We start from the raw sequence: 22,519 nt of genomic DNA, 5'->3' as shown, positions 1-22,519 counted from the left end.
TGATTCAATCAAGCTTTTTTTCATGGTCGTTTAAATCAATTTGCGGGATAAGCTGGTTACGAACAAGACAACAGAAAGGCCAGCTGTTATAAGCCCTATGGTGTGCAGTCCGCTAGATGTAATCGCACCGCCGAAGGACAGTCCCAGCAAGCTGGTGGATAAGATGCTCCCGATTGAACGAAACGTAACATACAAGCCGGAAGCTGCTCCGGTCTCTTCTGTTGGAGTTACGACATATAAAGCAGTTTGCAGGCCCATATTATTGAATCCGTTTGGAATGCCGAGCGCAGCATTAATCAGAACAATCATAAGCATTGAGCTGTTATCGCCCAAAAGCAGCAGAAGCAACGTACTGAGTACAAGGAGGCCATTGCCGGCGATAATCGTTGTACGGTAGCCGAAGCGCTTGTTGCACTTGACTGCCACGGAAGTCATGATTACACCTAGTCCAGCTAAAGGCAGCATTAGCAAGCCGGTTGTTTTCGGATCAAAGCCTTTCACTTGACTGAGCCAAAGCGGGATACAGAAGAATAGCGAATAGAACACAATGTTTACTCCAATATACTGAACGTACACAGACCGCAGGCGGCAGTTGGAAGTAAGCATCTGCAAGTTAAGAAACGGATTTGCTGCCCGCTTCTCCCATACTATAAGTGCAACCATGGATACGATTGCGCAGCCAAGAAGCCACCATGACATTCCTTTTGACAGGGATAACAGAAACAACATTAGAGTAGTAAGCATGATCATAAAGAGAGTAATGCCAGGAATATCGATACGTGACCAAATGTTTGGTGTGGAGGCAGGGAAGGCATCTTCGCTGCTCGCTGTTTGCCGGTCTTGGTCATTGGGCAGCCATAGGCGGGCGATAAATAGTGTAGCCAAGGCAATGGGAATGTTGATCCAAAAAATAGACGGCCAACCGACAGAACCGACAAGAATGCCTCCAAGTGTTGGGCCGAATGCAGCCATGACGTTAGCCATAATGGAGACGAGGGCTAAGGCCGAGGAGATTCGGTCTGGATGCTCCTGCTCACTATGCTTTGCTGCGGTGGAGCGCAGCATGGACATGCCAGCTGGAAAAGCAACAGCGCTGCCTAAAGCTTGTATGATCCTCAGCGTCAAAAGCATGCCGAAGTTTTGGGTCCATATTGCCAGCAGGCTGCTAATTAGAACGAGTACAAGCCCGCTCATAAATATTTTTTTGGCTCCAAACAGATCGGATAGCTTGCCTGCAAGAGAGGGACCGACGGCCCCGGCTAAGTAAAAACCGGAAAGCAGCCAGGTGACGGTTGCTAAATTGACTTGAAACGCATTGCCAATCTGCAGGAGAGCAACGGCAATCATCGATGAATTGAGCGGATTGAGAAGCACGCCAAGCGCGACAACCCAAGCCACCTTGCGGAGCATCTTATCTGGGTTTTCAGTTGATTGTGAAGCGGAGAAAGCTAACTGCTGTGCCATGGACAACCTCCAAAGTGCATTAGAATATTCCCAGTATAAATCAAAATATTAATTAATAAAAATATATAAATTATTATATAATCATAATTATATTCATATGAATGAAAGGAGGAACGAATTTGGATGTAATGCATCTCAAATATTTTCAAACCGTTGCCCGTATGGAACATATGACCAAAGCAGCTAATCAATTAAATATCGCCCAGTCGGCACTCAGTATGATCATATCGCGATTGGAGGACGATTTAGGCGCCTCATTATTTGATCGGGTAGGCAGGCAAATTCGCCTCAATGAACAGGGCACAGCCTATTTAAAGAGAGTCAACATCGCCTTGGCCAGCTTGGAAGAGGGAAGAAGAGAAGTTACGGTGTTAACTCATCGGGAGCAAAATAGAATTGCTCTTGCCGTTACTACGCTAAATCGGTTATCTAATGTACTTTCTCCTTATTTAGCTCAATATCCAGACGCTAATTTTAGAATTACGCAGGCATCGACAGAGCAGGACAAGCTGCTGCTGCTTGAACGCAACGAGATTGATTTTTTTCTGACAACCGAATTAATTAGCCGTGATGATATTAAACATGTGCCGCTCGTTACGGAGAAGATTATGATTGCGGTGCCGCCAACCCATCGATTAGCTGGTACTACACGGATTACACTCGATGAAGTAGCCCAGGAAGATTTTATCTCCCTCAAACAGGGATATTCCTTTAGAGAATTAATGGACGCCTATTGCAAGGAAGCGGGTTTCATCCCACGAACGATATGTGAGGGCGATGAACCAGCAGCAATTGCCAGTCTCATTCGTTCAGGATTAGGGATTGCCTTCCAGCCAGCAGGCTCTCGTGAAGAGTATTCCGACCTTACCTATATTGAAATTGAAAAACCATCATGCCAATTGACCTTTTATTTGGCGTGGATGAAGAATCGATACTTATCACATGCAGCGATAAACTTTCGTGAATATATCATTCAGCATTTTAAAACAGGAGCTTCTCCATGAGGGATACGAAGCAAGCTGTAAATAATGAAGCGTTGAAGGTGGTCGCCCACCCCAATATGCAGAGATGCCAGCTATAGGAATGGCTGTACAGGCGAATAAACCTGTGCAGCCATTTTTACGGCAAAAAATGATGCATAAAAGAAGATAAGTGATTGAAAATACTTATTATATGATGTAAGATGCCTTATATAGTTATTTGCGAGTGAACGCTGTTCATCAGGAACTTAGGGAGGGATTGGCATGTTTCAAGAGGAGCGGTTAAACGCTATTATTGAGCATTTAAATCAGCATCAGCGCATCGATATTAAAGATATTTGCCAGCAGTTCAATGTGTCACGCGATACCGCTCGCAGAGATTTATTGAAGATGGAGGAGTCTGGTCTCATCATCCGTACACATGGTGGAGCTATGCTGCCAACAAAAGAAAAAGCGATTTACGAATATAAAGAGCGTCTGGTCAGAGAATCGGATGAGAAACGCGAGATCGGCCATTTTGCAGCTTCACTCGTCAAAAACGGAGATTTTATAATGATGGATGCGTCCACCACGGTTCAATTCGCAGCAGAACATTTATCTTCCGAAAACATTGTCGTTGTAACCAATTCGATCGATATCGCAGATGTAGTATCCCGAAAAAAATCGGCAAGAGCAATATTGTTAGGTGGAGAATTGCATCCGCGGCATCGTTTCTTGTTCGGGCAGTCGACGATAAATAAGCTGTCCGACTACTATGTTGATAAATTATTTCTTGGCGCATGCGGCATTACGGCTGAGGGCTTATCTTACCCTCAGGAGGAGGATGGTGTTGTTAAGCGAGAGATGATTAAACGGGCCAAACAAGTCATTTTATTAGCGGATCATACGAAGTTCGGTGAACAGATGTTTTACAAAATAGCAGGCTTGGAATCAGTTGATTTGTTGATTACGAACCAGAAGCCCAATCAAGAAATGATGGAAAAGCTTGCAGAGCATCAGGTGGAGCTATTGGTTGTATCGGAGGAAGACTACCATGATTAAACTGATTGTTAGTGATTTAGATGGCACTTTAATGAATCATGCACGTCAAATTGAAAAAAGGGATTTGGATGCCATTGAGAGCGCACTAAATGAGGACTTGGAATTGTGCATTGCATCCGGGAGGATGTATTCAGAAATTAAGATGATCATGCAGCAGTTGACGGAACGTTATTATGCGATTGGACAGAACGGGGCAACCGTATATAACAAGGAAATTGAGCTTCTGGCTTCTTATGTTTTCGAGCCTGAAGTATCTTCACGGGTGCTTCAAACAACGCGGAGCTTTGAACAGTTTGTAAATTTTATTCATTGTACGGATGATACTTTTTATATAAGGAAACGGACAGAAGCTTCGCTTTCCTATGAAAATCGCATTTTAACGGCCTGTACCGAACGTGGCGACGTCGAAACTGCCTTAGCCAACAATGAAATGAGGTGCAGTAAAATTTCCTTCTTTGGAGAACTAAATCATTTAATGCAAATGAAAAATGAATTAAATGATCTTTTTACAGGGGCAATCGAAACATTTATTTCAGACAAAGATTGTCTGGATGTCATGCCATTAAATGTATCCAAAGGAGTAGGGCTATCCCTACTGATGAGTAAGTTGGGGCTGCATCCAAGTGAAGTGGCGTGCATAGGGGATTCCTTTAATGATTTGTCCATGTTCGCCATAACGGAACACAGCTATGCGATGAGCAGCAGCCACGCTGAAATCAAGCAGAAAGCGAGCTATACCGTTCAATCTGTAGCCGAAGCGATAGACCATATTCTTACCTATAACCGCTCCTTGCAACAGTAGGTTTTTGAAGGGGGATAATTGGATGAATCGAGCGGTGTGGTTAGGTTGTGTGAGCTATTTTCTAGTCGGGCTTGCGACCGTCGTATTTGGTGCATTGCTGCCGGAAATATTGCACGATTACGGTCGTACTTACAGTAGTGGCGGGCAATTGGTTTTTTCACAGTTTGCTGGTTTTTTTATTGGGGTTACGCTTGCTCCGTTTGCTTCTCAACGCTTGGGTTACCAGCGAACCATATTATTGGCAGTACTCAGCTTAGTTATTGTACACAGCACCTTATTGCTTCAGCCCTATTGGTATCTGATTTTGCTGCTTGCTGCATTAAACGGATTTGCTTTTGGAATGACTCAAACGGTTATAGGGACGTTTCTGTTGGAATCATCTAATAATGGGGCTGTGATGATGAGCCGGCTAGAGGTGGCGTTTGGTTTCGGAGCGTTGCTTATGCCCATCATGTCGGGCTTATTAATAGCCAACGTTTCCTGGATTTGGTCATTTGCTATCGTTATTGTGTTCGCCATAATAAACCTCATGCTTTGGAGCAAGAAGCCTGGCAGCCCTAAATCAAAGCAAACCCCAGCCCTACATGCTGAAGCACTCGATCAGACGGGCAAACAGCAATTTGCTATTTTAAAATATGCCTTTTTTATTTGCTTCGTATTTTTGTATGTCGGCATTGAAACCAGCTTAGTTAATTTTCTACCGTCCATATTCGTTCAGCAATATCATTTGGATACTTCAGCAGCCACGGTTTCGGTAACCTTTTTTTGGATCGCCATGGTTGTCGGACGAATTTTTTCGGGAGCAATTGCCGAGAAGTTCAACTACAACAGGTATCTGGCCACTAGCACATTAGGTGTCATTGTATTTCTGGTTGGTATGGCTCTAGTCAAAAATACGATCCTTGCGTTTATTATTGTTTTAATGCTTGGGCTATGCTTGTCTGGTATTTTTGCAGTCGTACTCGTCTATGCGAACCGTGTTTTCGTGGGAAATACGAAAAAAACAACAAGCATTTTGATTGCTTCGGGTGGTGTTGGAGGTGCAGTATTGCCCTTGCTGATCGGGTGGAGCATGGACTATTTGCAAGCCACAATGACGATTTGGGTAATCGTCGTCTGTGCTTTGCTAATGCTTGTTTTTTTACTCACAGCTCGTAGATATGCAGGGAGAAAGTCTATTGAGCCTCATCAGTTAAACACGTAGAATGGTGGATCAAAATCGAAAAAACAAAAAAAGTCCGTTCTTGTCTGATGATAAGAGTGGACTCTTTTTTGTTTTTTCACCGGTCAAATGTTGTTACACCTCCATGATTAGAAGGCTCAGATATGGTGCAGCAATAGTCGTCACTATAGGAGCATTGAAGAAGAGGGTCCGAACCTGTCTCGAATGAGGCTTTTGTAGCTCTATTTTCTTTCCCCACTTGGGTGATACAATCACTTTATACATCTTAATGCAAAAGAATCCAGGGGGAGCTTATGAATAAACGTAAAAAAAGACTGTTGGATACAGCACTTGTGCTATTTGAGGAATATGGTGTAGCAAATACTTCGATTCAAATGATTTTGGACCAATCAGGCGTATCCAAAGGCACCTTTTACAAATTTTTCGGTTCTAAGGACGATTGCATCCTGGCGATTTTGGAACAACGTACGCAGGAAGACATGATTCTTCGAAAAGATTTGGAATCCTTGAGCTATGCCTCGGATTTCGACTTGCTTGTCGACCAACTTGTAGTTCCGATTACGATCCCGGAAAAGCAGCGTGTTCTTGAATTATTTTGGACAGGCTTATATTCAGGGGAGTTGGATTTGCAGCATCTGACTCGAATCCAGTTGGACTGGCTATCGGGAAGGCTGACCCAAATATATGGAGAAGAATTAAAAGCCTATACCTTTGAAGGAGCCATTTTTTGTTTGGGCATGATCCATCAAATTTCCAATACATGGCGGAACTTCCGCCTCGAACAGCCGGATTGGAAAAATCTCGTACCCAAGCTGTTGAATTATGTCGAAATTTTGTTGAGAGCCATGCTAGAGAGGCATGAACATATGATTGATTCTGACAACCTTGCATTGATCAACCCCTTGTCCAAACCAATCGTGCTGGATAAAGCCAGCCTAGTGGCTGAGCTTCAGACGTTCAGTCATTCCATTCATCAAGGGGAAGCAGCTACCAAAGCTCAAGAGCTTACAAAAGGACTTCTGTCGTTGGTTATAGATGCTGAGCTGAATATATCGATGTTGGAAGTAGTATTAAAGGCCTTTCAAATCGAATTTGAGTCCAGCGTCTATCAGAATGAAGCTAGAAAGCTTGCCAATGAATGCTGGTGGTATATGGAGCAAAGCAGACCGCATTCGAAATGAACTAAACGGATTAAGCACTAAATTGAACTAATCGTATAAAATAGATGCCTTAATTACAGAGAAATTCCAAATAGTTCTTACGAATTATTCCAATAAAATGAACGAATGGTATAATTATTGTGTGATGTATGGAAGTGCCGAACCAGGCATTTGAAAAATGGAATAATGAGTACGCTCTAGCTTGTGAATTTATGTAATTAATCCGGAGGTGGCATCTTTATGTACAAAGAAGTGATTGCGGTTCATGAAATTTCGCGGTTTCAGTCAAGATCGGAAGAATTTTTTCCGCTCGAATGGTATCGGAAAATGCTATCCGAACATCCTGTGTATTATCATGAAGGCACCGACACTTGGAATGTCTTCAGGTATGACGATGTCAAGATGGTGCTGAGCAAGCATGAATATTTCTCAAGCGAAGGGTCTAGGACTACGGTTTTAGTAGGAGCGAAGAACAAGGAGGGGACACCTCCGGATAAACTGAATGTTTCAAGCATAGACCCTCCGCGCCATCTCAAGAGCCGCTCCTTGTTATCCGCAGCTTTTACCCCCCGCAGCTTAAAAAACTGGGAGCCTCGCATCAACAGCATCGCAAAGCGGCTGGTAGAGGACATTGAACCAAATACGACAATTGATATCGTTCAGGCACTGGCAACCCCGCTGCCCGCAATGGTTATGGCTGATTTGCTGGGCATTCCTCTTACGGATAGCACCCTTTTTAAAGGCTGGGTAGACATTTTGTTTCAGCCGGCCGGCGAGGAGAACGCAGAAGAGATTGAATTGAAAAAACAGGCAGCCGCGCAGGAATATTATCAATTTTTATATCCTATGGTCGTTCATAAGCGGACACATCCTGGCGATGATATTATTTCGGATCTATTGAATGTAGAGGTAGACGGGGAAAAATTCACCGAAGACGAAGTGGTACGGACATCGATGCTTTTGCTGGGAGCAGGGATAGAAACAACGAGCCACACGATTTCCAGCATGTTCTATTCTTTTTTGCATGAAGGAAAACCGTTGTATGAGCAATTAAGAAAAGATCCGAATCTGGCTCCTCAAGCGGTTGAGGAAATGCTTCGCTATCGATTCCACTGCTCCAAACGACATCGTACAGTTAAGCAGGATAACAATCTGTTAGGGGTCCATTTGAAAAAAGGTGACGTTGTCATCTCGTGGATGAGTGCGGCGAATATGGACGAGCGCATGTTTGAAAATCCGTTTGAGCTCAATATTCATCGTGCCAATAACAAAAAGCATTTAACCTTTGGCAATGGCCCTCACTTTTGTCTAGGTGCGCCTTTGGCAAGGATGGAGCTGAACATTGCCCTGAAGGCATTTGTGGAGCAGGTTTCTGGAATTGAAGCGGTTGACTCCTTTGACCTGGAGCGTCATCTTACAACTTCCGCCGTAGGACAGTCGTTAACCCATTTGCCGATGAAGATCCTTTAATCATAGATTAACAAATACCGTAACTTAGTGAACGGCCGGAATGTGCTAGACATGTTCCGGCCGTTCTCTAGCATACAGAGGATTACCAAGCCTTTAGAGCATATATAAGGCATTGCTGAATTAAAAATGCACATTATTCAACTATCCAATTAAATGATTGAATATGATGCTAGTTTAATGTTTAATTCAATTATTCAATCCAATCTGAGGATGTGTTAACGATCACGAAAGAGGCATTAACGAAGAAGATGGAGTCCGGCACCATTTTGTTGTTAGATGTTCGTCCACATGACGAGTTTGAAGCAGGGCATATAGCGGGAGCTATTTCAGTTCCAATGGAGGAGCTTGATACGTGCCTTCAAACGTTGCCTACGGATGTTGAGGTTGCTGCTTATTGCAGAGGGTATTATTGCATATATTCTGCACAGGCCGTAAGTAAGATGAACCGTGAAGGATACAAGGCTTACCGTCTCGAAGGGGGAATTCAAGGGTGGAAGAAGCACAATGAAAGCATTCGTTAAATAAGGGAGTTGGAATGCTGGCTAAGCATTAAGCTATTACTGGCATTATTCGTTAGTGAAACAGCAAGTAAAGCAAAACCTGACAAAAGCCTTGTGAAACCAAGGGTTTGTCAGGTTTTTTTGTTGCCCTACAATGGCCGTTTGCGCGCTTCCGACGGGGTTACGCCTTTGTATTGCTTATATAGCTTCGTAAAATAATTCGGATTGTCGCAGCCTACCGCTGCAGCAATTTCGGCAATGGTGCTTGTCGTTTGCAGCAGCAGCCTCTGCGCCTCGTTGACGCGGCAAACGTTGACATATTCGATGAAGGTGCGCCCAGTCAGCTTTTTGAACTGCTTGCAAAAATGGAACGGATTCAGATTAACCTGCCGTGCCGCTGCTTCTACCGTTATTTTGGTTTGAAAATCGGACTCCAACCGTTTGATCAGCTGCTTGAAGCGGTCGCGGTTAGCCAAATGAGAGGCTGCTGCGCCTTTGCCACTGTTCGGCGGCTGGCTGTCGTATCGGCGGGCAAGCAGTGCCAGCACGCTGTACAACTTCGCTTTGACAAGCAGTTGATAGCCGGCCTGCTTGTCGTCAAGCTCTCCCACCAGCTCATTCAGCAGCTTCACGATAGCACCGCCATGCTGCTCATGCTCCAGCGGTTTGACGGGAAATCTTAGCGTTCCCTCCAGATAAGGCGCAACAAGCTGCGCATGCACAGGATCATGAACCCACTCATTGAACAACGAAGCATTAAAAACGATACAATCATAACGAATATCGCCCGCGCTCAGCGCATAGCCAACATGCAGTCCGCCTCCCGGAATGACGATCAGCTCCCCCTGCGAAATCTCGTAAGGTCTGCTGTCGATATGCAATAGCGCATTGCCTTCTCGCATCAGAATAATCTCGAAATGCTCATGCCAGTGCAAATACAGCATGCTGTCCCCCGGTTTAATAGCAAGCACTTGGTTATGAAATAATTGAATGGGATAAGCCTTATGCTCTAGCCGCGTATTTTCCCAAAGTTCCTTTGGATACGTCATAATTAATTTCACCACCACAAGATTAGACTACTTTTGCTCAAGATTGTTTAGAGTCATCTCGTAATTCTCTCGTTATAATGAAGGTGCTAAGCATACTATAAGCCAATATTGGAGTGATATTCAAGTGAGTGAACAAATGCGAATAGGTACCTTGGTAGGCGGCGGGAATGCTGATAAGATTATACCGCAAATCGTGGGACATGGTTTTGAATCTTTTAATTTAACGTTTTGGCAAACGACGGGCCAAACAGATCTGCCGGAGTTGGCCAAACGTGTAAGCGCTCTATCCGATGAGCATGGTTTTGTGGTGTCGGCGCTTAGCGTATTTGGCAATCCGCTTACGGGAGCGGGCGACAATGCGGATACGTTAACCAGTTGGGAGCGCTTAATCGACCACGCATCGCTTTTTGGCGCTAATATTGTATCCGGGTTTACTGGGCGATTGACGGACCAGCCGATTGATGAATCCATCCCGCGTTTTAAGGAAGTGTTCGGGGAGCTAACGAGGCGTGCGGCGGACAAAGGCGTGCGGATTGCGTTCGAAAACTGCGATATGGGTGGCACGTGGAAGCAGGGAGACTGGAATATCGCACATAATCCGACTGCATGGGAGCTTATGTTCAACGCAGTACCAGAGGATAATATTGGCCTGGAGTGGGAGCCTTGCCACCAGATGGTCAGCCTGATTGATCCGATCCCGCAGCTTCGCAAATGGGCAAGCAAAGTATTCCATGTTCACGGCAAAGATGCGACGATCGCTTGGGATATTGTGAAGGAGCACGGTGTGCACGGTCCCCAGCCATTTGTGTGGCACCGGACGCCGGGCTTTGGCGACAGCAACTGGAGCGATATTATAACGATTTTGCGTCAAAATGGCTATAAAGGCACGATTGACATCGAAGGCTGGCATGATCCTGTGTACAAGGACGAGCTGGAAATGACGGGTCAGGTTCATGCCTTAAATTATTTAAAGCGCTGCCGCGGTGGCGATTTTATTCCAAATCCAAGCGTATAAAAACGAGCAGAAAAGAAGCGGGAGGAATAGCACAATGCCAGCAAAATATCGGGTGGTTGTCGCAGGCTGCGGCGGAATGGCGAACAGATGGGTGGACTATGCATTAGGCAGGAAGGATACGGAAATCGTTGGTCTGGTCGATATAAAACAGGAATTTGCCCAGGCGATGGCTGAGCGTAAACAATTGAGCTGTCCGACTTTTACAAGCTTGCAGACTGCGCTTGTGGAGACGGGAGCGAACCTTGTTTTTGATATTACAATTCCATCTAGTCACTATTCAATTGGCAAAAAAGCGCTAGAGCAGGGCTGTCATGTATTTGGCGAGAAGCCCTTGGCAGAAACCATGGAAGAGTGCCTGTCTATTGTAAAGCTGGCGGAGCGCACGGACCGTACACATGCTGTTATGCAAAATCGCCGTTATGATGGGCGCATTCGTGCTTTGCGCAAGCTGCTGTCGGATGGCCATATTGGTCGAACCGGCTTTATCGGTGCAGATTTTTTTATCGGCGCGCACTTTGGCGGATTTCGGGATGCGATGAGCAGCCCGCTGCTGCTTGATATGGCGATTCATACGTTTGATCAGGCGCGGTATATATCGGGGGCGAATCCGGTATCGGTCTACTGCCATGAATTTAACCCTCCTGGCTCCTGGTATGAAGGAAATGCCGCAGCAATCTGTATTTTTGAAATGTCCGATGGCTCACTATTTAATTATCGCGGCTCATGGTGTGCGGAGGGGGCGATTACCTCATGGGAAGCGCAGTGGCGTATTACAGGAGAGTTTGGTACAGCCATTTGGGACGGAAACGGTGAGCCCTATGCTGAAGTTGTTGCTCCAAGCGATCAAACGGGCAAATTTATTCGTGATTATGTGCGCGTAGAGGGCGGACTTGTGCAGCTGAATAATGAGTTCCACGAAGGCTGTCTTGATGAAATGTTCGCAGCGCTTGATGAAGGCCGCAAGCCGGAAACCGATAGCAGCGATAATATTTACAGCATGGCGATGGTACTTGCATCGCTGGAGAGCGCGCGGCTTGGGCAGAAGGTACTTATTGCCGATATGATGAAATAATAATGGCAAACAGGTTCAAATGTTAACAGGCAGAGTAGTGAATTTTCGGGTCAAAAACCGGTTTCCATCCTTTGGAGACCGGTTTTTGTTCAAATATAGGCATGTATGCGCCCTTGAAAATATTTCTAAGCTGGATGGCTTAAATGACTCCGTTCGCGGTATCTGCAAAGGCAGAAAATAAGTATTCTTTACTTTCGTTTGCAATTTTACGTACATGATTTAAATCGACATGCTGCAGCTGGCCGTGACGCTTGACCGGACGACCGGCAACAAATACAGAATCAACGTTGGACGGGTTTGCAAATTGTACGATGGCTCCAACCGGATCGGAGGCAGGGAACAGATTCAAATCCGTCATCCGAACCATAATGAAATCGGCTTCTTTGCCAGGCGTCAGGGTTCCAACTTTGCGGTCTAATCCTAAGGCTTTGGCTCCGGCTAGTGTTGCAAAATGTAATACTTGCTGTGCCTTTAAACCTAATTCGCCAGGCATGCTTTTGGACGCCAAAATGTTCTGATTCTTTCTTGCCCGCTCAGCCTGCAGCATAAATTTCATTTGCGTAAACATGTCCCCGCTGGTTGAAGTCACCACATCTACGCCAAGAGTAGGAGTACCGCCATTTTCAATAAATAGCCCAGTAGCTGGATAGCCATGCCCCATCATCATCTCCACCTCAGGAGTAATCGATATCGAGGCTCCTGAATCTGCAAGCATTTTATACTCGTCATAGCCCATCGTATTAGCGTGAACCATGTTTAAATCGGGACCAAGCAGGCCTGCTTGGTATAGCTTTTCGATGGAGCGATCATCAGGGCCCCAGCTGCCAAAGCCAACATGCATGGAACAGATTGCATCGAGTTCCCTTGCGAGACGTATTTCCCGAACGGTAGCGTCCCAATGGCTGAATTCCGGTCCTCTAATGGCTAAGCCCATCGTTAGCAGTTGATCATTGGAGGAAAAGTGCTGCCTTTTTACGCGGTAGACGTCATCGGAAACGATTTTTTTGCTGCTGCGGTCCCAATATTCAGTCTCACCGGAAGCTCCATACGCGAATACGGCGCGAATGCCGGCATTTTGCAAGCCCTCAATCAATCCGTCTGCATGCTCCGGAGAATAAATCATCGTCCAATCCAATAGGGTAGTTACGCCAGCATTCAGCGCTTCCAAAGCTCCCAGCAAATTGGCAGCATAGCTATCTGCCGGGCGCAATTTGCTGCCAAATCCGCCATAATAAATATTTTGCAAATAGGTTGGCAGTGACCAGTCCGCTCCTATCGTTCGAACCAAAGACTCCCAAACATGCCGATGGGTATCTACAAAGCCCGGCATGACAATCATATCCGTTGCATCAACGATTTCGCAGTCTGAAGCATCTAGCTCTTCTTGAATCGAGACAATGATAGAGTCCTCAATTAACATATCAGCTTTCTTAAAATCTCCTAGAGCTTGATCCATTGTTAAAAAATAGCCGTTTTTAATTAAGTAGCGATTACTCAACCTATTCATCTCCTTTACATTTGAGTTTACAAATATAGATTACAGATTTTTACACAATTTGTAAACAGATAGGCGAGGAATCCAGTAGATTAAGAGATTCAGGAAAATTGACCAGCAAAAATGCACATGCTACAATATATACTGAACGTTCAGTCAGTATAATGTCGAAATTTGTTTCAGCCCTGTGTAACGAATTTAGGAGGTGAGTGCTCTTATGAATACAAATCAAGAAATGACTATCGTCGAATATGAACCCCGATATGCAGCCTCCATCGCCGCAATGTGGAATACAAGCAATGAGAGTTGGGGTGGAGACAATTCGCTCCAGACGGAGGAAAGCATTCTTAAAGAACATCACAACAGTACCTTTCTTCATGTATTTTTGGCGATAGCTGGCGGGGAGGTTGTGGGATATTGCAGCTTCTCCCATTACAAGGAAGATGCCGGTGCCCTGTACATTCCTTTACTTAATGTTCGGCCTGATTATCACGGTCATAAAGTTGGCAAGCGGCTTATTTTGCGCGCAATTGAGGAGACCTTGAAGCTTGGCTGGCCGAGACTCGACCTCTATACGTGGCCAGGCAATACTAAAGCTGTCCCTGCCTATAAGAAAAGCGGGTTTTTCTGGGAAAAACGGGATGACACCACACATCTAATGAACTTGATTCCATCCGTCTTGCAGACCGGTGCTGTACAGGCTTATTTTGAAGAAATCAACTGGTACACGGATAGCATACGCGAAATTGCCGTCAGCCCCGATGGACGTCAGGAACAAGGTTTTGATTATTTTACTTATGAGTGGAGAAAAGGCAATTTACACCTGAGGATGGAATATGAACGAACAGGACGCGGGTTAAGACTAATTGAAACGGATGACTACCTCATTAAGGCAACGATTCCTGATCACCATAAACTGCCTTTCGGTGCTAGCTATCCGATCATATATGAAGCTGTCAATAAAAGTGGGAAGGCTCTAGCTGTGGAAATCAAGAGCGTTGGCAGCGCTGCTATTAGCTTTGAGCTGCATGAATCGAGAGTGGTTGAGTCACAGGAGCGAATTGAAGGCAGTTTTTTAGTCCATGCCACTGAAGAGGATCAGAACCAGTTTCAGACACATCCGGTTGTTGAAGCCGAGCTGCTCATTAATGGCTTGCCAGCTACCTTCAAAATCGGCATTGAGCCAAAATTTCCAGCGAAGCTAAAGCTTCAAGCGCCAGCTGGGCCCCTTTATGCAGGTGAACCTATTACGATTGACTTAACAGTAGAAAATGAGTACGAAGCGGAGACGGTGTTTGCTTTCGAGCTGGCGGATGATGCTGTTCTTTCCTTCAGCGAGCCTTCTGTCCGTATCAAGGTACCTGCTAAAGGCCGGAGGACCATTACCATTGAAGCTAGATTGCTGACCTATGGCATTTGGCATCATCGCCTTGCTATTCATAAGGTGGTTAGTACTGGCGAATTACTCGTATCGCAGCAGGAGGTCAGTCTTGTATTCCCGGGGATACATGCTGCTTTCGGAGGCGAAACCGATCAGGACTGGGTAATCTTTAACGGACAATATTCCGCTCGCCTAAGCAAATCAAGCAACACACTATCCATTTGCGAGGGAACTCACAGCACCATAAGTTTGTATTATCCTAAGTTTGGGTTGCCTTATAGCAGCGCCTTTGAGAAAAATCGTGTATCTCAAGTCACTTGCCGTCATGACGAAGCTATGGTGCTTGAAGCCGAGTATGATTTGACTTCCGCTAACCTGCTGCTAACTCTAGTCGTCAAATTGTACAGCAATGGTATAATTACCCGCCATCATGTTGTACAGAACAAGGCGACAGCGGCTCGGGATGAACCGCTATTTTTGAAGGAAGGCTTTAACTTCAGCCTTGAAGACAGCGTTATTCCTTATGAAGGCCAATATGTGGATTTAAGCAAAGGGCCCGACGCCTCCAATTCCGATTATTGGGAGAAAACTCGGTTAACGGAAAATTGGATTTTTGCTCAAAACGGAGAGTCGTCACGGGGAATTACCTGGCCAGAACAATTGGAGATCGTATCAGAGGGCTGGCATTACGGCATTGAGCATGCTTTGGGCATCATTCCCGCCGGAGGTATTGCACAGACTGAGCCTATCCGCATTGCTTTAGGAACGTGGAGAAATTGGCGTGATTTCCGTTCTTTTGCCCTGAACAGGGGAACTTCACAGGAGCTGGAGACTACCGAGCAGCTGGAGACGATTGTGAATCAGGGCAATCCTTTTCTGCAAGGATCGCTGGAGGTCCGGATTGTTGAACGGAAAAATGCCTTTTTGGAAGGCGAGATTGAAATCTCATCTGCACTAGACAGCATAGAAACGGCAAAACACCTTATATCCGGCGAGCAGCAGCTAACCGAGATCGTAACGCCTGTAACCTGGAAATCCAGCCCCGAGGCGGATATTCTAACTCTGCGTCTCGATATGGAATCCTATGGGGCAGGAAGAAGCCGCCTTGTTTTTCCAGTGTCGGATTTCCTAATAACACAACAAACGGAACATACGGAATATGGCGAGGTACTTACTGCGGGCAATGGGGTTATGCAAATTCAGGCAAGCAGCAGCTTTGCCCCGGCCCTATTTTCATTAAAGCATCACGGCGTGGAATGGCTCGATTCTTCCTTTCCTCATCCAGGGCCTAAGTCTTGGTGGAATCCTTGGGTCGGCGGCCTTGCAGCAGAAGTATCCGGCATGTCTGGGGCGAGCTTCCTGGAACAGCCGCGTGAGGCAGCCTTTGCAGCAATTACTGATAATATGGGAAATAGCTGGTCGGGTATTCGTATGAGTGTGACGATCAGCAACCATGCAAAATTCAGAGGGCTTGTGCTCCATCACTATTTCTTAATGCTTCCAGGAGTACCTGTACTTGCAACTGCCATTCGGGTGGAGCAAAATACAGGTGCGCCGCTGCATCCGCTGACCCTTTCCAATTCGACCTTCTACCAGGCAAGCAGCGATATTCAGGAAAGCAGGGGGTATGTTAAAAATAACAATGGTGAAAATATTATCTATAAGGCTGGCAGGGTTCAGTATAGCGCCAGCAGTCCAAACGGAATCATCCAGTATGGTTCCCGTGAACGGAAGCAGCGGCTGACTTTCATTGCCCATCCCGAGCTAGATTCAAGCGAGCTGCATGTAAATACCCATGTAGCGGCATCCGTGGCAATAGAAAAACTATTTTTGCAACACGGGAAGCAGCAGTTCACCAAGCCCCAGTTCTATATCGTTTCTGATCTGTTTGCCCCAGAGGAAGCTTATCAGGATTTGCTCAACATTCGTTTTGACCAGCTGACTTAAGAAAGGATAAATTGATGAAAATTATAGATGCACATGTCCATTTTTCCAATATTGCAGCTTTTAAAGAGACCGCACAAACGTTGGCCGCTATTGATTACACAGCAAGCGGTTTGCTGGAGGAGTTCAGAAACGCTGGTGTTATCGCTGGTGTAGGGATGGGCGTTACAGAAACGGTTGAAGGGGCCTTCCCGGATTCGGCAGCCCTTAATCCTATGCTGCTTGATTTGAGCGGCCAGCTTCCTGACAATCTATTCACTTGTGTCGGCATTAATCCATTAACCCTGCATCTGGATGGTCAGCTCGAAGCGCTGGAACAATCGTTGCGCTCGAAGGATGTCGTTGGTATTAAGCTGTATGCGGGATATTACCATTACAATGTCGGTGATGAAATTTATGACCCGGTGTACAGGCTCGCTTCCGCTTACCAGCTGCCCATCGTCATTCATGGAGGACTGACTTATTCGGACAAAGGCTTGCTGAAATATTCGCATCCGCTGTCGATGGAAGAAACCTTTTTGAAGCACCGTGATCTAACCTTTATGCTTTGCCATCTCGGTGATCCTTGGGTCATGGAAACAGCCGCATTGCTGGAAAAAAATCCGAATCTCTACGCAGATCTGTCGGGCTGGATAGTAGGCGATGCCGCAAAGGTAGAACGGTTGCTAATGGAGCAAACCTATACGGATCATTTCCGGCGTGCCATTGTGTTTGCCGAAAAATATGACCGGCTTGTGTTCGGTACCGATTGGCCGCTTGTTCAACTGGATGCCTATATCCAATTTGTGAAGCATCTGATTCCACAGGCTCACTGGGAGGATGTTTTTTATAACAATGCGCTGCGGGTATTTCCGAAGCTGAAGCAGCTGATTGGAGATCATTAGGATCGAGTAGAGTCGTCTGTGCAGAGAAAGTCGCCAATAGGGCGACTTTTTTTATTTTTAATAAAAGTCAAACAACTTTTCATCTTCAATGACACCAACTATTGTTTTCCATGATAGGGGGTAGACAAGACATTCCGAAAAGCTCTTGACATGGAGTTAACTCCAAATGCGATAATATCGGATAACAGGGGGAAGCAAGTAAATCGCCAAGTGGGCAAGCCCCTTTTCACAGCCGCTGCTTTCATGGCAGCTAACATTTTGTAATCGCTTTCTTAATTGATACTATAACTTTAGAAGGATTGGATGGGGAAAATGGACGATTATCAATCGCGTATCGAGAAGGCAAAAGAGGCAATAGAAGGGGCGGAATATATTTTGTTAGGCGGTGGAGCGGGCGTCTCGGCTGCTGCTGGTATTACCTATAGCGGAAAAAGATTTACAGATCATTTCGGCCCATTTATTCGCAAGTTCGATTTAACAGATATGTATTCTTCCGGTTTTTACCCGTTTCCTACACAGGAGGACAGATGGGGGTATTGGGCAAAACGTATCCGCCTTAATCGCTTTGAGACGGGGCCGACAAAGCTTTACCAGGACATATATCGTTTGGTTAAGGACAAGCAATATTTCGTTCTCACCACTACGCTCGACAGCCAATTTGAGCTGGCAGGTTTTTCGCCCGACAAAGTATTTGAAACGCATGGCAATTACAGATACTTGCAATGTGCAGCCGGCTGCCATGACCGGCTCTACAATAATGAAATACTAATCAGAGATATGGTCGAGAACACAGTGGATTGCAAAATTCCCCATGAGCTTGTGCCTAAATGTCCTGTCTGCGGCGACGAAATGGCTCCAAATATCAGAATCAACAAATGTTTTGTGCAGGATGAGAAGTTTTATGAATTAGAAGCGTTATACAAAAACTTCGTGCTCGAATCCATCGGCAAGGAGCGGCTGTTTATAGGCTTGGGTGTAAAGGATGAACCTTTAGTTTTGTTGAAAAAAGGCGATGCAGATCATTTTGAAAAAAAAGAAGGCACGATCATTTCATTTAACGAGGATATTCAAGAGATTGTGCCAGCCTTATCAAAGTGACAAAAGTTTAAAATTGAGAAGCTATCGCTAACAACCAGTCTGAATTCGAAAACCTCGAATCCAGGCTTTTTTTATGCCAATCCTAACGTATTAACATTTCTCAAACATTTCATAAGCAACTTATAAACAAATGTTCGATACGATAGGTACACCAAATGAAGGGTCATTATGCAAGGAGTGATAGAGGTTTTGAGCGAGATTATTAAAAATGAAAATAACTTCGTTGGCTATGAATACAAGGATATTACGGTAAAGCGCGCCAAGGAATCCCTTTATGCAGATGGCTATACCCATTTTGGCTGGATGATGGAGGGAACCTCGACTCCAATCCAAAGCGTCGGTGCTGTAACGATGAAGTACAAGCGGGATCGCAATATCCGCAATAAAGCGGAACTGACCCGTTTACAGCGGCAATTTGAAGCCTGTGTAAAGGATATCGAGAGGCTGGAACGCTCCATAACGATGGCTGCCTCTACAGCTGCTTATGTTGTCGGTGTAGCCGGAACGGGGTTGATGGCGGGCTCAACATTTGCATATCTTGCAGGCATGCTGCCGCTTACGATTATTTTGGCCGTTCTCGGTCTCACTGGGTGGATCATCCCGTATTATGGCTACAGCAGCATTCGCAAGAAAAAAACGGACAAAGTTGCGCCGTTCATTGACAAAAAATATGACGAAATTTATGAGGTATGCCAGAAGGGAAATAGCTTGCTGGCCAAGTAAAGGAATGACGATCCGAAGGGAGGATATAAATTTAGGAGATGCTAGCTTATTACCTCAGAAATGCTCAGGATCGGACGGCTATAGTAAATACGGCATCGCTTGTCATTAATATTTTTATTGGCATCGGCAAGCTAGTCCTTGGCTTCTATCTTCTTTCCGGCTGGTTCATTACGAATGCGTTATATTATTTGGTCCTTTGCGCCGCCAAAGGGCAGGCCCTCCACATGTATACCGTGGCCAAAAAGATTGAATCTCCTAAGCAAAAGTATGACTTGGAATTCAGCGTGTATAAACGCAGCGGCATTTTCCTCTGCCTGCTAGGTGTCTCTTATATGCTGGTCTGCTTGCGCATGTATCTGGCTAGAGACGTCTTTATTTTCGACGGTTTTATTGTATATCTGGTAGCGGCCGTCGCCTTTACGAAGCTGGCGGTTGCCATCTATGGGAATATCGTTTACCGGCAGCTGAAAAATCCCATAATTTCCACACTAAAAATGTTTAATTTTATTGATGCAATGGTGTCCATTGTTGTCACCCAAACGACTTTGCTAACGATGCAAGCCTCACCTTATGCCATAAGCGTCAGCGCTTTGTTTGGGATGGCATGCAGTGCTTTGTTTTTTCTCATAGGCATTTATATGCTGTACAAAAAGAAGAAGGAGTCTTTGTCAGAGGAAGAGGGTGTGGACCCATCTATGTAATTGGCTTGTTTCTGCTTAATATTTGTTTAATCATTATAAAAATTATCAGACACTATCATCCGGGGGAAGAAGACAAATGAAAAACAGCTTTTTGAGAAGCAACACTGAAAAAGTCAACCCAATAATCGCGTGCATTTTATGGCTTGCTTTGTTATCCTTCTGTTTCTTTCTTGCCAGTGGTCAAGTTAAAGTTGAAGTGGTTTTCTCGCTGTTTTTGGAGCTGGTCGTTGCGACGGTACTAATGTCTAGAAAAAAATACCCGATTCAGACGATGGTTACTTTGATGATCGCCATATTAACCTGTACAACCCCGTATATAGAATCGGCTGGGGCGGGCATGCTCATTATGGTCGTGCTTTGTGTCGTTTCGCTTTATTTGAATAGAGTGCTGCTATTCGGATTTGGAGGCTTGTACAATATATCCTATATTGTGATTTACTACTCCAAACACGAGCAATTCGATACAACCTTTTATATGACGATTGGTTTCATCGAACTGACGATTGTGGCGTTATATTTTGTCTGCAAACGCGGAAATGATCTCATTCATGTAAGCCGGCATAAAGAAGCCGAAGCCCGGGAGCTGTTGGACGAGCGGGATAATATGGTCGGTGTCGTTCACGAGAACACGTCCTCGTTAAATGCCGATATTGCCAACTGTAATCACGATATGGGCGTGTTAAAGAAGATGAGCAATACGATAACGGCCAGCATACAGGAAGTGACGGCGGGAATTCGAGATCAGTCTGAAAGCATGGCTCATATAAGCGAAATGATGAACCATGCGGATGGGAAGATGTCGGAAATCAATCAGCTGTCCCACAATCTCGCCGACCTCTCAGGCAGCAACGGAAGGGCCGTTCGCCAAAGCTCGGAGCGAATCGTTCAAATGGGCAAACAAATGAATATCATCAACTCGGCCGTATCGGATTCATTAACTACCGTTCAGGAATTAAACAAAAGCGTGGACGATGTGAATACTTTCCTGCTAGCCATTAAGCAGATTTCCGATCAGACCAGCATTCTCGCTTTAAATGCTAATATTGAAGCCGCCAGGGCGGGGGAAGCCGGAGCGGGATTTGCGGTCGTGGCGAATGAAGTTCAGAAGCTTGCCCAGGAATGCTTAAACTCGGTTAAACAAATCAATATGATTATTCATAATATTAAAAGCAAAACGCAGCTTGTGGTTGACAAGGCCAGCAACGGCAGCGTGGCAGCCAAAGAAGGGGAAGCGCTCACCGGTCAAGTGCTGGATAGCTTTGACAGCATTAGATCCTCTTTTCAACGGATTGATCACTACATAGCCCAGGAATTGGACATGACGGATCAAATGAGTGTAATCTTTTCTCAAGTGCGGACGCAGGTTGATCATATTTCGGGAATTTCTCAAAAGCATGCAGCAGCAACCGAAGGGGTACTGACCACGACACAAGAGCAGGAGAAAAATATCGATGTCATCTACGATTTTATCGGCAATATTAACAACTCCAGCATTCGGCTGCAGGAATTAATTGAGAAAAGCTCTAAATAAAATTTAAAAAATAGAATGGAGTGATTGACAATGGATGGACAGCAAATGGATCATAAGCAGCAAATAGAAATGGTACGAAGATTTCGTGAAAATGTGGTGGGTACGGGAGCCGCGCTCCAGCCAAGCGCAAGCTTTGCTATACAAAGGCAAGAGGTCATCATTCCTACCAGCGCTGGGGATACTCGTGTCCTGGTGTATACACCAGAATCTGCTTTGCCTAATTCTCTACCTGTATACATTAATATGCACGGGGGCGGTTTTATTTTGGGAAAGGCAGAAATGGATGATCCTTGGTGTCGATTGATTGCCCATCGAGCTGGCTGTGTCGTCATTAATGTCGATTATCTCCTTGCTCCTGAGCATAGGTTCCCGACGGCCGTTCATGAATGTTATGACGTTGCCAAGTGGGTTCACGAGCATCCAGAATCTTTTTCAATCAACTCAGCGATTATGGCGATCGGGGGACATAGTGCAGGCGGCAATCTGGCTGCCGCTGTATGCTTGTTAAATCAACAGAGTGGGAGCGAGCTTCCGATCGTATTGCAAATTATTGATTATGCGCCATTGGATTTGGCAATGGATCCTGCTTTAAAACCAAGCTTTGAGGAAGCGATCCCGGCGGAAATGGCAAAAATATTTAACTCCATGTATTTGGCATCCGCAGACGATGCCCATAGTCCGCTAGCTTCGCCTGTATATGCGGAAGCTCTTCAAGGACTGCCCGAAGCATTGGTTATTACCGCTGGAAAAGATTCATTGGCTGAAGAAGGCAGCGCCTATGCTGCAAAGCTGCAACAAAATGGTGTGAAGGTGCTGCATAAACAATATGAGGGAGCAGCGCACGGATTTACCCATTATGGTGATCTAGCCGTCGCAGAAGATGCCTGGCACCTGATAAGCGACAAACTGAAAGAAGCTTTCTCAAAAGGCCAACAAGGATAGGGCAGTGTGGCAAGCTCTATTTTCATACCTAGCCAAAATCCCCCAGCCTCAGTCTGGGGGATTTTGGCGTTAAAGCTAGGCTTC

At 45.4% G+C, this 22,519-nt stretch carries 19 protein-coding genes; 16 read left to right on the top strand and 3 right to left on the bottom strand.

Going from position 1 to position 22,519, the window contains the following annotated elements:
* Positions 1 to 30 precede the first annotated feature (30 nt).
* Entirely contained in the window at positions 31 to 1,464 is a 1,434-nt protein-coding gene (locus BBD42_RS25550; RefSeq protein WP_099520454.1) for an MFS transporter, read from the bottom strand.
* A gap of 128 nt (positions 1,465 to 1,592) precedes the next feature.
* Here BBD42_RS25550 and BBD42_RS25545 point away from each other — a divergent pair, with 128 nt between their 5' ends.
* The 7 genes from BBD42_RS25545 (at position 1,593) to BBD42_RS25515 (ending at position 8,621) form a co-directional block, all read left to right on the top strand.
* Positions 1,593 to 2,468, top strand: coding sequence for a LysR family transcriptional regulator (locus tag BBD42_RS25545; RefSeq protein WP_348272609.1), 876 nt, complete (start codon positions 1,593 to 1,595; stop codon positions 2,466 to 2,468).
* Positions 2,469 to 2,708: 240 nt separating this feature from the next.
* On the top strand, positions 2,709 to 3,485 hold the full coding sequence (locus tag BBD42_RS25540) for a DeoR/GlpR family DNA-binding transcription regulator (RefSeq protein WP_099520452.1): 777 nt from the start codon (positions 2,709 to 2,711) through the stop codon (positions 3,483 to 3,485).
* Complete coding sequence (locus tag BBD42_RS25535; protein WP_099520451.1) at positions 3,478 to 4,287, top strand: HAD family hydrolase; 810 nt, start codon at positions 3,478 to 3,480, stop codon at positions 4,285 to 4,287. Before BBD42_RS25540 ends, BBD42_RS25535 begins: the two co-directional genes overlap by 8 nt.
* Positions 4,288 to 4,309: 22 nt before the next feature.
* Positions 4,310 to 5,491, top strand: coding sequence for an MFS transporter (locus tag BBD42_RS25530; RefSeq protein WP_099520450.1), 1,182 nt, complete (start codon positions 4,310 to 4,312; stop codon positions 5,489 to 5,491).
* A 272-nt stretch (positions 5,492 to 5,763) separates the two neighbouring features.
* Positions 5,764 to 6,651 (top strand): TetR/AcrR family transcriptional regulator, encoded by an 888-nt coding sequence (locus BBD42_RS25525; RefSeq protein WP_099520449.1) that lies wholly within the window; start codon positions 5,764 to 5,766, stop codon positions 6,649 to 6,651.
* Between the two features lie 219 nt (positions 6,652 to 6,870).
* Positions 6,871 to 8,100 carry a cytochrome P450 gene (locus BBD42_RS25520; protein WP_099520448.1) on the top strand — a complete coding sequence of 410 codons (1,230 nt, stop codon included), beginning with the start codon at positions 6,871 to 6,873 and terminating at the stop codon, positions 8,098 to 8,100.
* Positions 8,101 to 8,348: 248 nt separating this feature from the next.
* Positions 8,349 to 8,621: a rhodanese-like domain-containing protein gene (locus BBD42_RS25515; RefSeq protein ID WP_099520447.1), complete on the top strand. Its 273-nt coding sequence runs from the start codon at positions 8,349 to 8,351 to the stop codon at positions 8,619 to 8,621.
* A 128-nt stretch (positions 8,622 to 8,749) separates the two neighbouring features.
* Here BBD42_RS25515 and BBD42_RS25510 read toward each other — a convergent pair whose 3' ends face one another.
* Positions 8,750 to 9,649, bottom strand: coding sequence for a helix-turn-helix transcriptional regulator (locus BBD42_RS25510; RefSeq protein ID WP_099520446.1), 900 nt, complete (start codon positions 9,647 to 9,649; stop codon positions 8,750 to 8,752).
* A gap of 136 nt (positions 9,650 to 9,785) precedes the next feature.
* On the opposite strand from BBD42_RS25510, the gene BBD42_RS25505 reads away from it, so the two are divergent.
* Both BBD42_RS25505 and BBD42_RS25500 read left to right on the top strand, forming a co-directional pair.
* On the top strand, positions 9,786 to 10,664 hold the full coding sequence (locus BBD42_RS25505) for a sugar phosphate isomerase/epimerase family protein (RefSeq protein WP_099521807.1): 879 nt from the start codon (positions 9,786 to 9,788) through the stop codon (positions 10,662 to 10,664).
* 34 nt (positions 10,665 to 10,698) lie between these two features.
* A complete protein-coding gene (locus BBD42_RS25500; protein ID WP_099520445.1) occupies positions 10,699 to 11,736 on the top strand; it encodes a Gfo/Idh/MocA family protein in 1,038 nt (345 codons plus the stop codon).
* 139 nt (positions 11,737 to 11,875) lie between these two features.
* Here BBD42_RS25500 and BBD42_RS25495 read toward each other — a convergent pair whose 3' ends face one another.
* Complete coding sequence (locus tag BBD42_RS25495; protein ID WP_237163559.1) at positions 11,876 to 13,192, bottom strand: amidohydrolase family protein; 1,317 nt, start codon at positions 13,190 to 13,192, stop codon at positions 11,876 to 11,878.
* Between the two features lie 256 nt (positions 13,193 to 13,448).
* Here BBD42_RS25495 and BBD42_RS25490 point away from each other — a divergent pair, with 256 nt between their 5' ends.
* The 7 genes from BBD42_RS25490 to BBD42_RS25460 all read left to right on the top strand — a co-directional run bounded on the left by BBD42_RS25490 (position 13,449) and on the right by BBD42_RS25460 (position 22,435).
* Positions 13,449 to 16,559: a GNAT family N-acetyltransferase gene (locus BBD42_RS25490; protein ID WP_099520443.1), complete on the top strand. Its 3,111-nt coding sequence runs from the start codon at positions 13,449 to 13,451 to the stop codon at positions 16,557 to 16,559.
* Between the two features lie 14 nt (positions 16,560 to 16,573).
* Positions 16,574 to 17,440 (top strand): amidohydrolase family protein, encoded by an 867-nt coding sequence (locus tag BBD42_RS25485; RefSeq protein ID WP_099520442.1) that lies wholly within the window; start codon positions 16,574 to 16,576, stop codon positions 17,438 to 17,440.
* A 303-nt stretch (positions 17,441 to 17,743) separates the two neighbouring features.
* Positions 17,744 to 18,538 carry a Sir2 family NAD-dependent protein deacetylase gene (locus BBD42_RS25480; protein ID WP_099520441.1) on the top strand — a complete coding sequence of 265 codons (795 nt, stop codon included), beginning with the start codon at positions 17,744 to 17,746 and terminating at the stop codon, positions 18,536 to 18,538.
* Positions 18,539 to 18,727: 189 nt separating this feature from the next.
* Positions 18,728 to 19,261, top strand: coding sequence for a hypothetical protein (locus BBD42_RS25475; protein ID WP_099521806.1), 534 nt, complete (start codon positions 18,728 to 18,730; stop codon positions 19,259 to 19,261).
* Between the two features lie 38 nt (positions 19,262 to 19,299).
* On the top strand, positions 19,300 to 19,962 hold the full coding sequence (locus BBD42_RS25470; RefSeq protein WP_099520440.1) for a hypothetical protein: 663 nt from the start codon (positions 19,300 to 19,302) through the stop codon (positions 19,960 to 19,962).
* Positions 19,963 to 20,038: 76 nt separating this feature from the next.
* A complete protein-coding gene (locus BBD42_RS25465) occupies positions 20,039 to 21,493 on the top strand; it encodes a methyl-accepting chemotaxis protein (RefSeq protein WP_099520439.1) in 1,455 nt (484 codons plus the stop codon).
* A gap of 45 nt (positions 21,494 to 21,538) precedes the next feature.
* Complete coding sequence (locus tag BBD42_RS25460) at positions 21,539 to 22,435, top strand: alpha/beta hydrolase (protein ID WP_099521805.1); 897 nt, start codon at positions 21,539 to 21,541, stop codon at positions 22,433 to 22,435.
* Positions 22,436 to 22,519: the final 84 nt, after the last annotated feature.

Source organism: Paenibacillus sp. BIHB 4019, assembly GCF_002741035.1.
Taxonomy (GTDB): domain Bacteria; phylum Bacillota; class Bacilli; order Paenibacillales; family Paenibacillaceae; genus Pristimantibacillus.
Note: the sequence above shows the minus strand (reverse complement) of the source record. Positions and strands in the feature narration are given on the sequence as shown.

Coding starts and splice junctions, on each gene's coding strand:
- BBD42_RS25550 (WP_099520454.1), bottom strand. CDS start 1,464: ATGGCACAGCAGTTAGCTTTCTCCGCTTCACAATCAACTGAAAACCCA.
- BBD42_RS25545 (WP_348272609.1), top strand. CDS start 1,593: ATGCATCTCAAATATTTTCAAACCGTTGCCCGTATGGAACATATGACC.
- BBD42_RS25540 (WP_099520452.1), top strand. CDS start 2,709: ATGTTTCAAGAGGAGCGGTTAAACGCTATTATTGAGCATTTAAATCAG.
- BBD42_RS25535 (WP_099520451.1), top strand. CDS start 3,478: ATGATTAAACTGATTGTTAGTGATTTAGATGGCACTTTAATGAATCAT.
- BBD42_RS25530 (WP_099520450.1), top strand. CDS start 4,310: ATGAATCGAGCGGTGTGGTTAGGTTGTGTGAGCTATTTTCTAGTCGGG.
- BBD42_RS25525 (WP_099520449.1), top strand. CDS start 5,764: ATGAATAAACGTAAAAAAAGACTGTTGGATACAGCACTTGTGCTATTT.
- BBD42_RS25520 (WP_099520448.1), top strand. CDS start 6,871: ATGTACAAAGAAGTGATTGCGGTTCATGAAATTTCGCGGTTTCAGTCA.
- BBD42_RS25515 (WP_099520447.1), top strand. CDS start 8,349: ATGGAGTCCGGCACCATTTTGTTGTTAGATGTTCGTCCACATGACGAG.
- BBD42_RS25510 (WP_099520446.1), bottom strand. CDS start 9,649: ATGACGTATCCAAAGGAACTTTGGGAAAATACGCGGCTAGAGCATAAG.
- BBD42_RS25505 (WP_099521807.1), top strand. CDS start 9,786: ATGCGAATAGGTACCTTGGTAGGCGGCGGGAATGCTGATAAGATTATA.
- BBD42_RS25500 (WP_099520445.1), top strand. CDS start 10,699: ATGCCAGCAAAATATCGGGTGGTTGTCGCAGGCTGCGGCGGAATGGCG.
- BBD42_RS25495 (WP_237163559.1), bottom strand. CDS start 13,192: ATGGATCAAGCTCTAGGAGATTTTAAGAAAGCTGATATGTTAATTGAG.
- BBD42_RS25490 (WP_099520443.1), top strand. CDS start 13,449: ATGAATACAAATCAAGAAATGACTATCGTCGAATATGAACCCCGATAT.
- BBD42_RS25485 (WP_099520442.1), top strand. CDS start 16,574: ATGAAAATTATAGATGCACATGTCCATTTTTCCAATATTGCAGCTTTT.
- BBD42_RS25480 (WP_099520441.1), top strand. CDS start 17,744: ATGGGGAAAATGGACGATTATCAATCGCGTATCGAGAAGGCAAAAGAG.
- BBD42_RS25470 (WP_099520440.1), top strand. CDS start 19,300: ATGCTAGCTTATTACCTCAGAAATGCTCAGGATCGGACGGCTATAGTA.
- BBD42_RS25465 (WP_099520439.1), top strand. CDS start 20,039: ATGAAAAACAGCTTTTTGAGAAGCAACACTGAAAAAGTCAACCCAATA.
- BBD42_RS25460 (WP_099521805.1), top strand. CDS start 21,539: ATGGATCATAAGCAGCAAATAGAAATGGTACGAAGATTTCGTGAAAAT.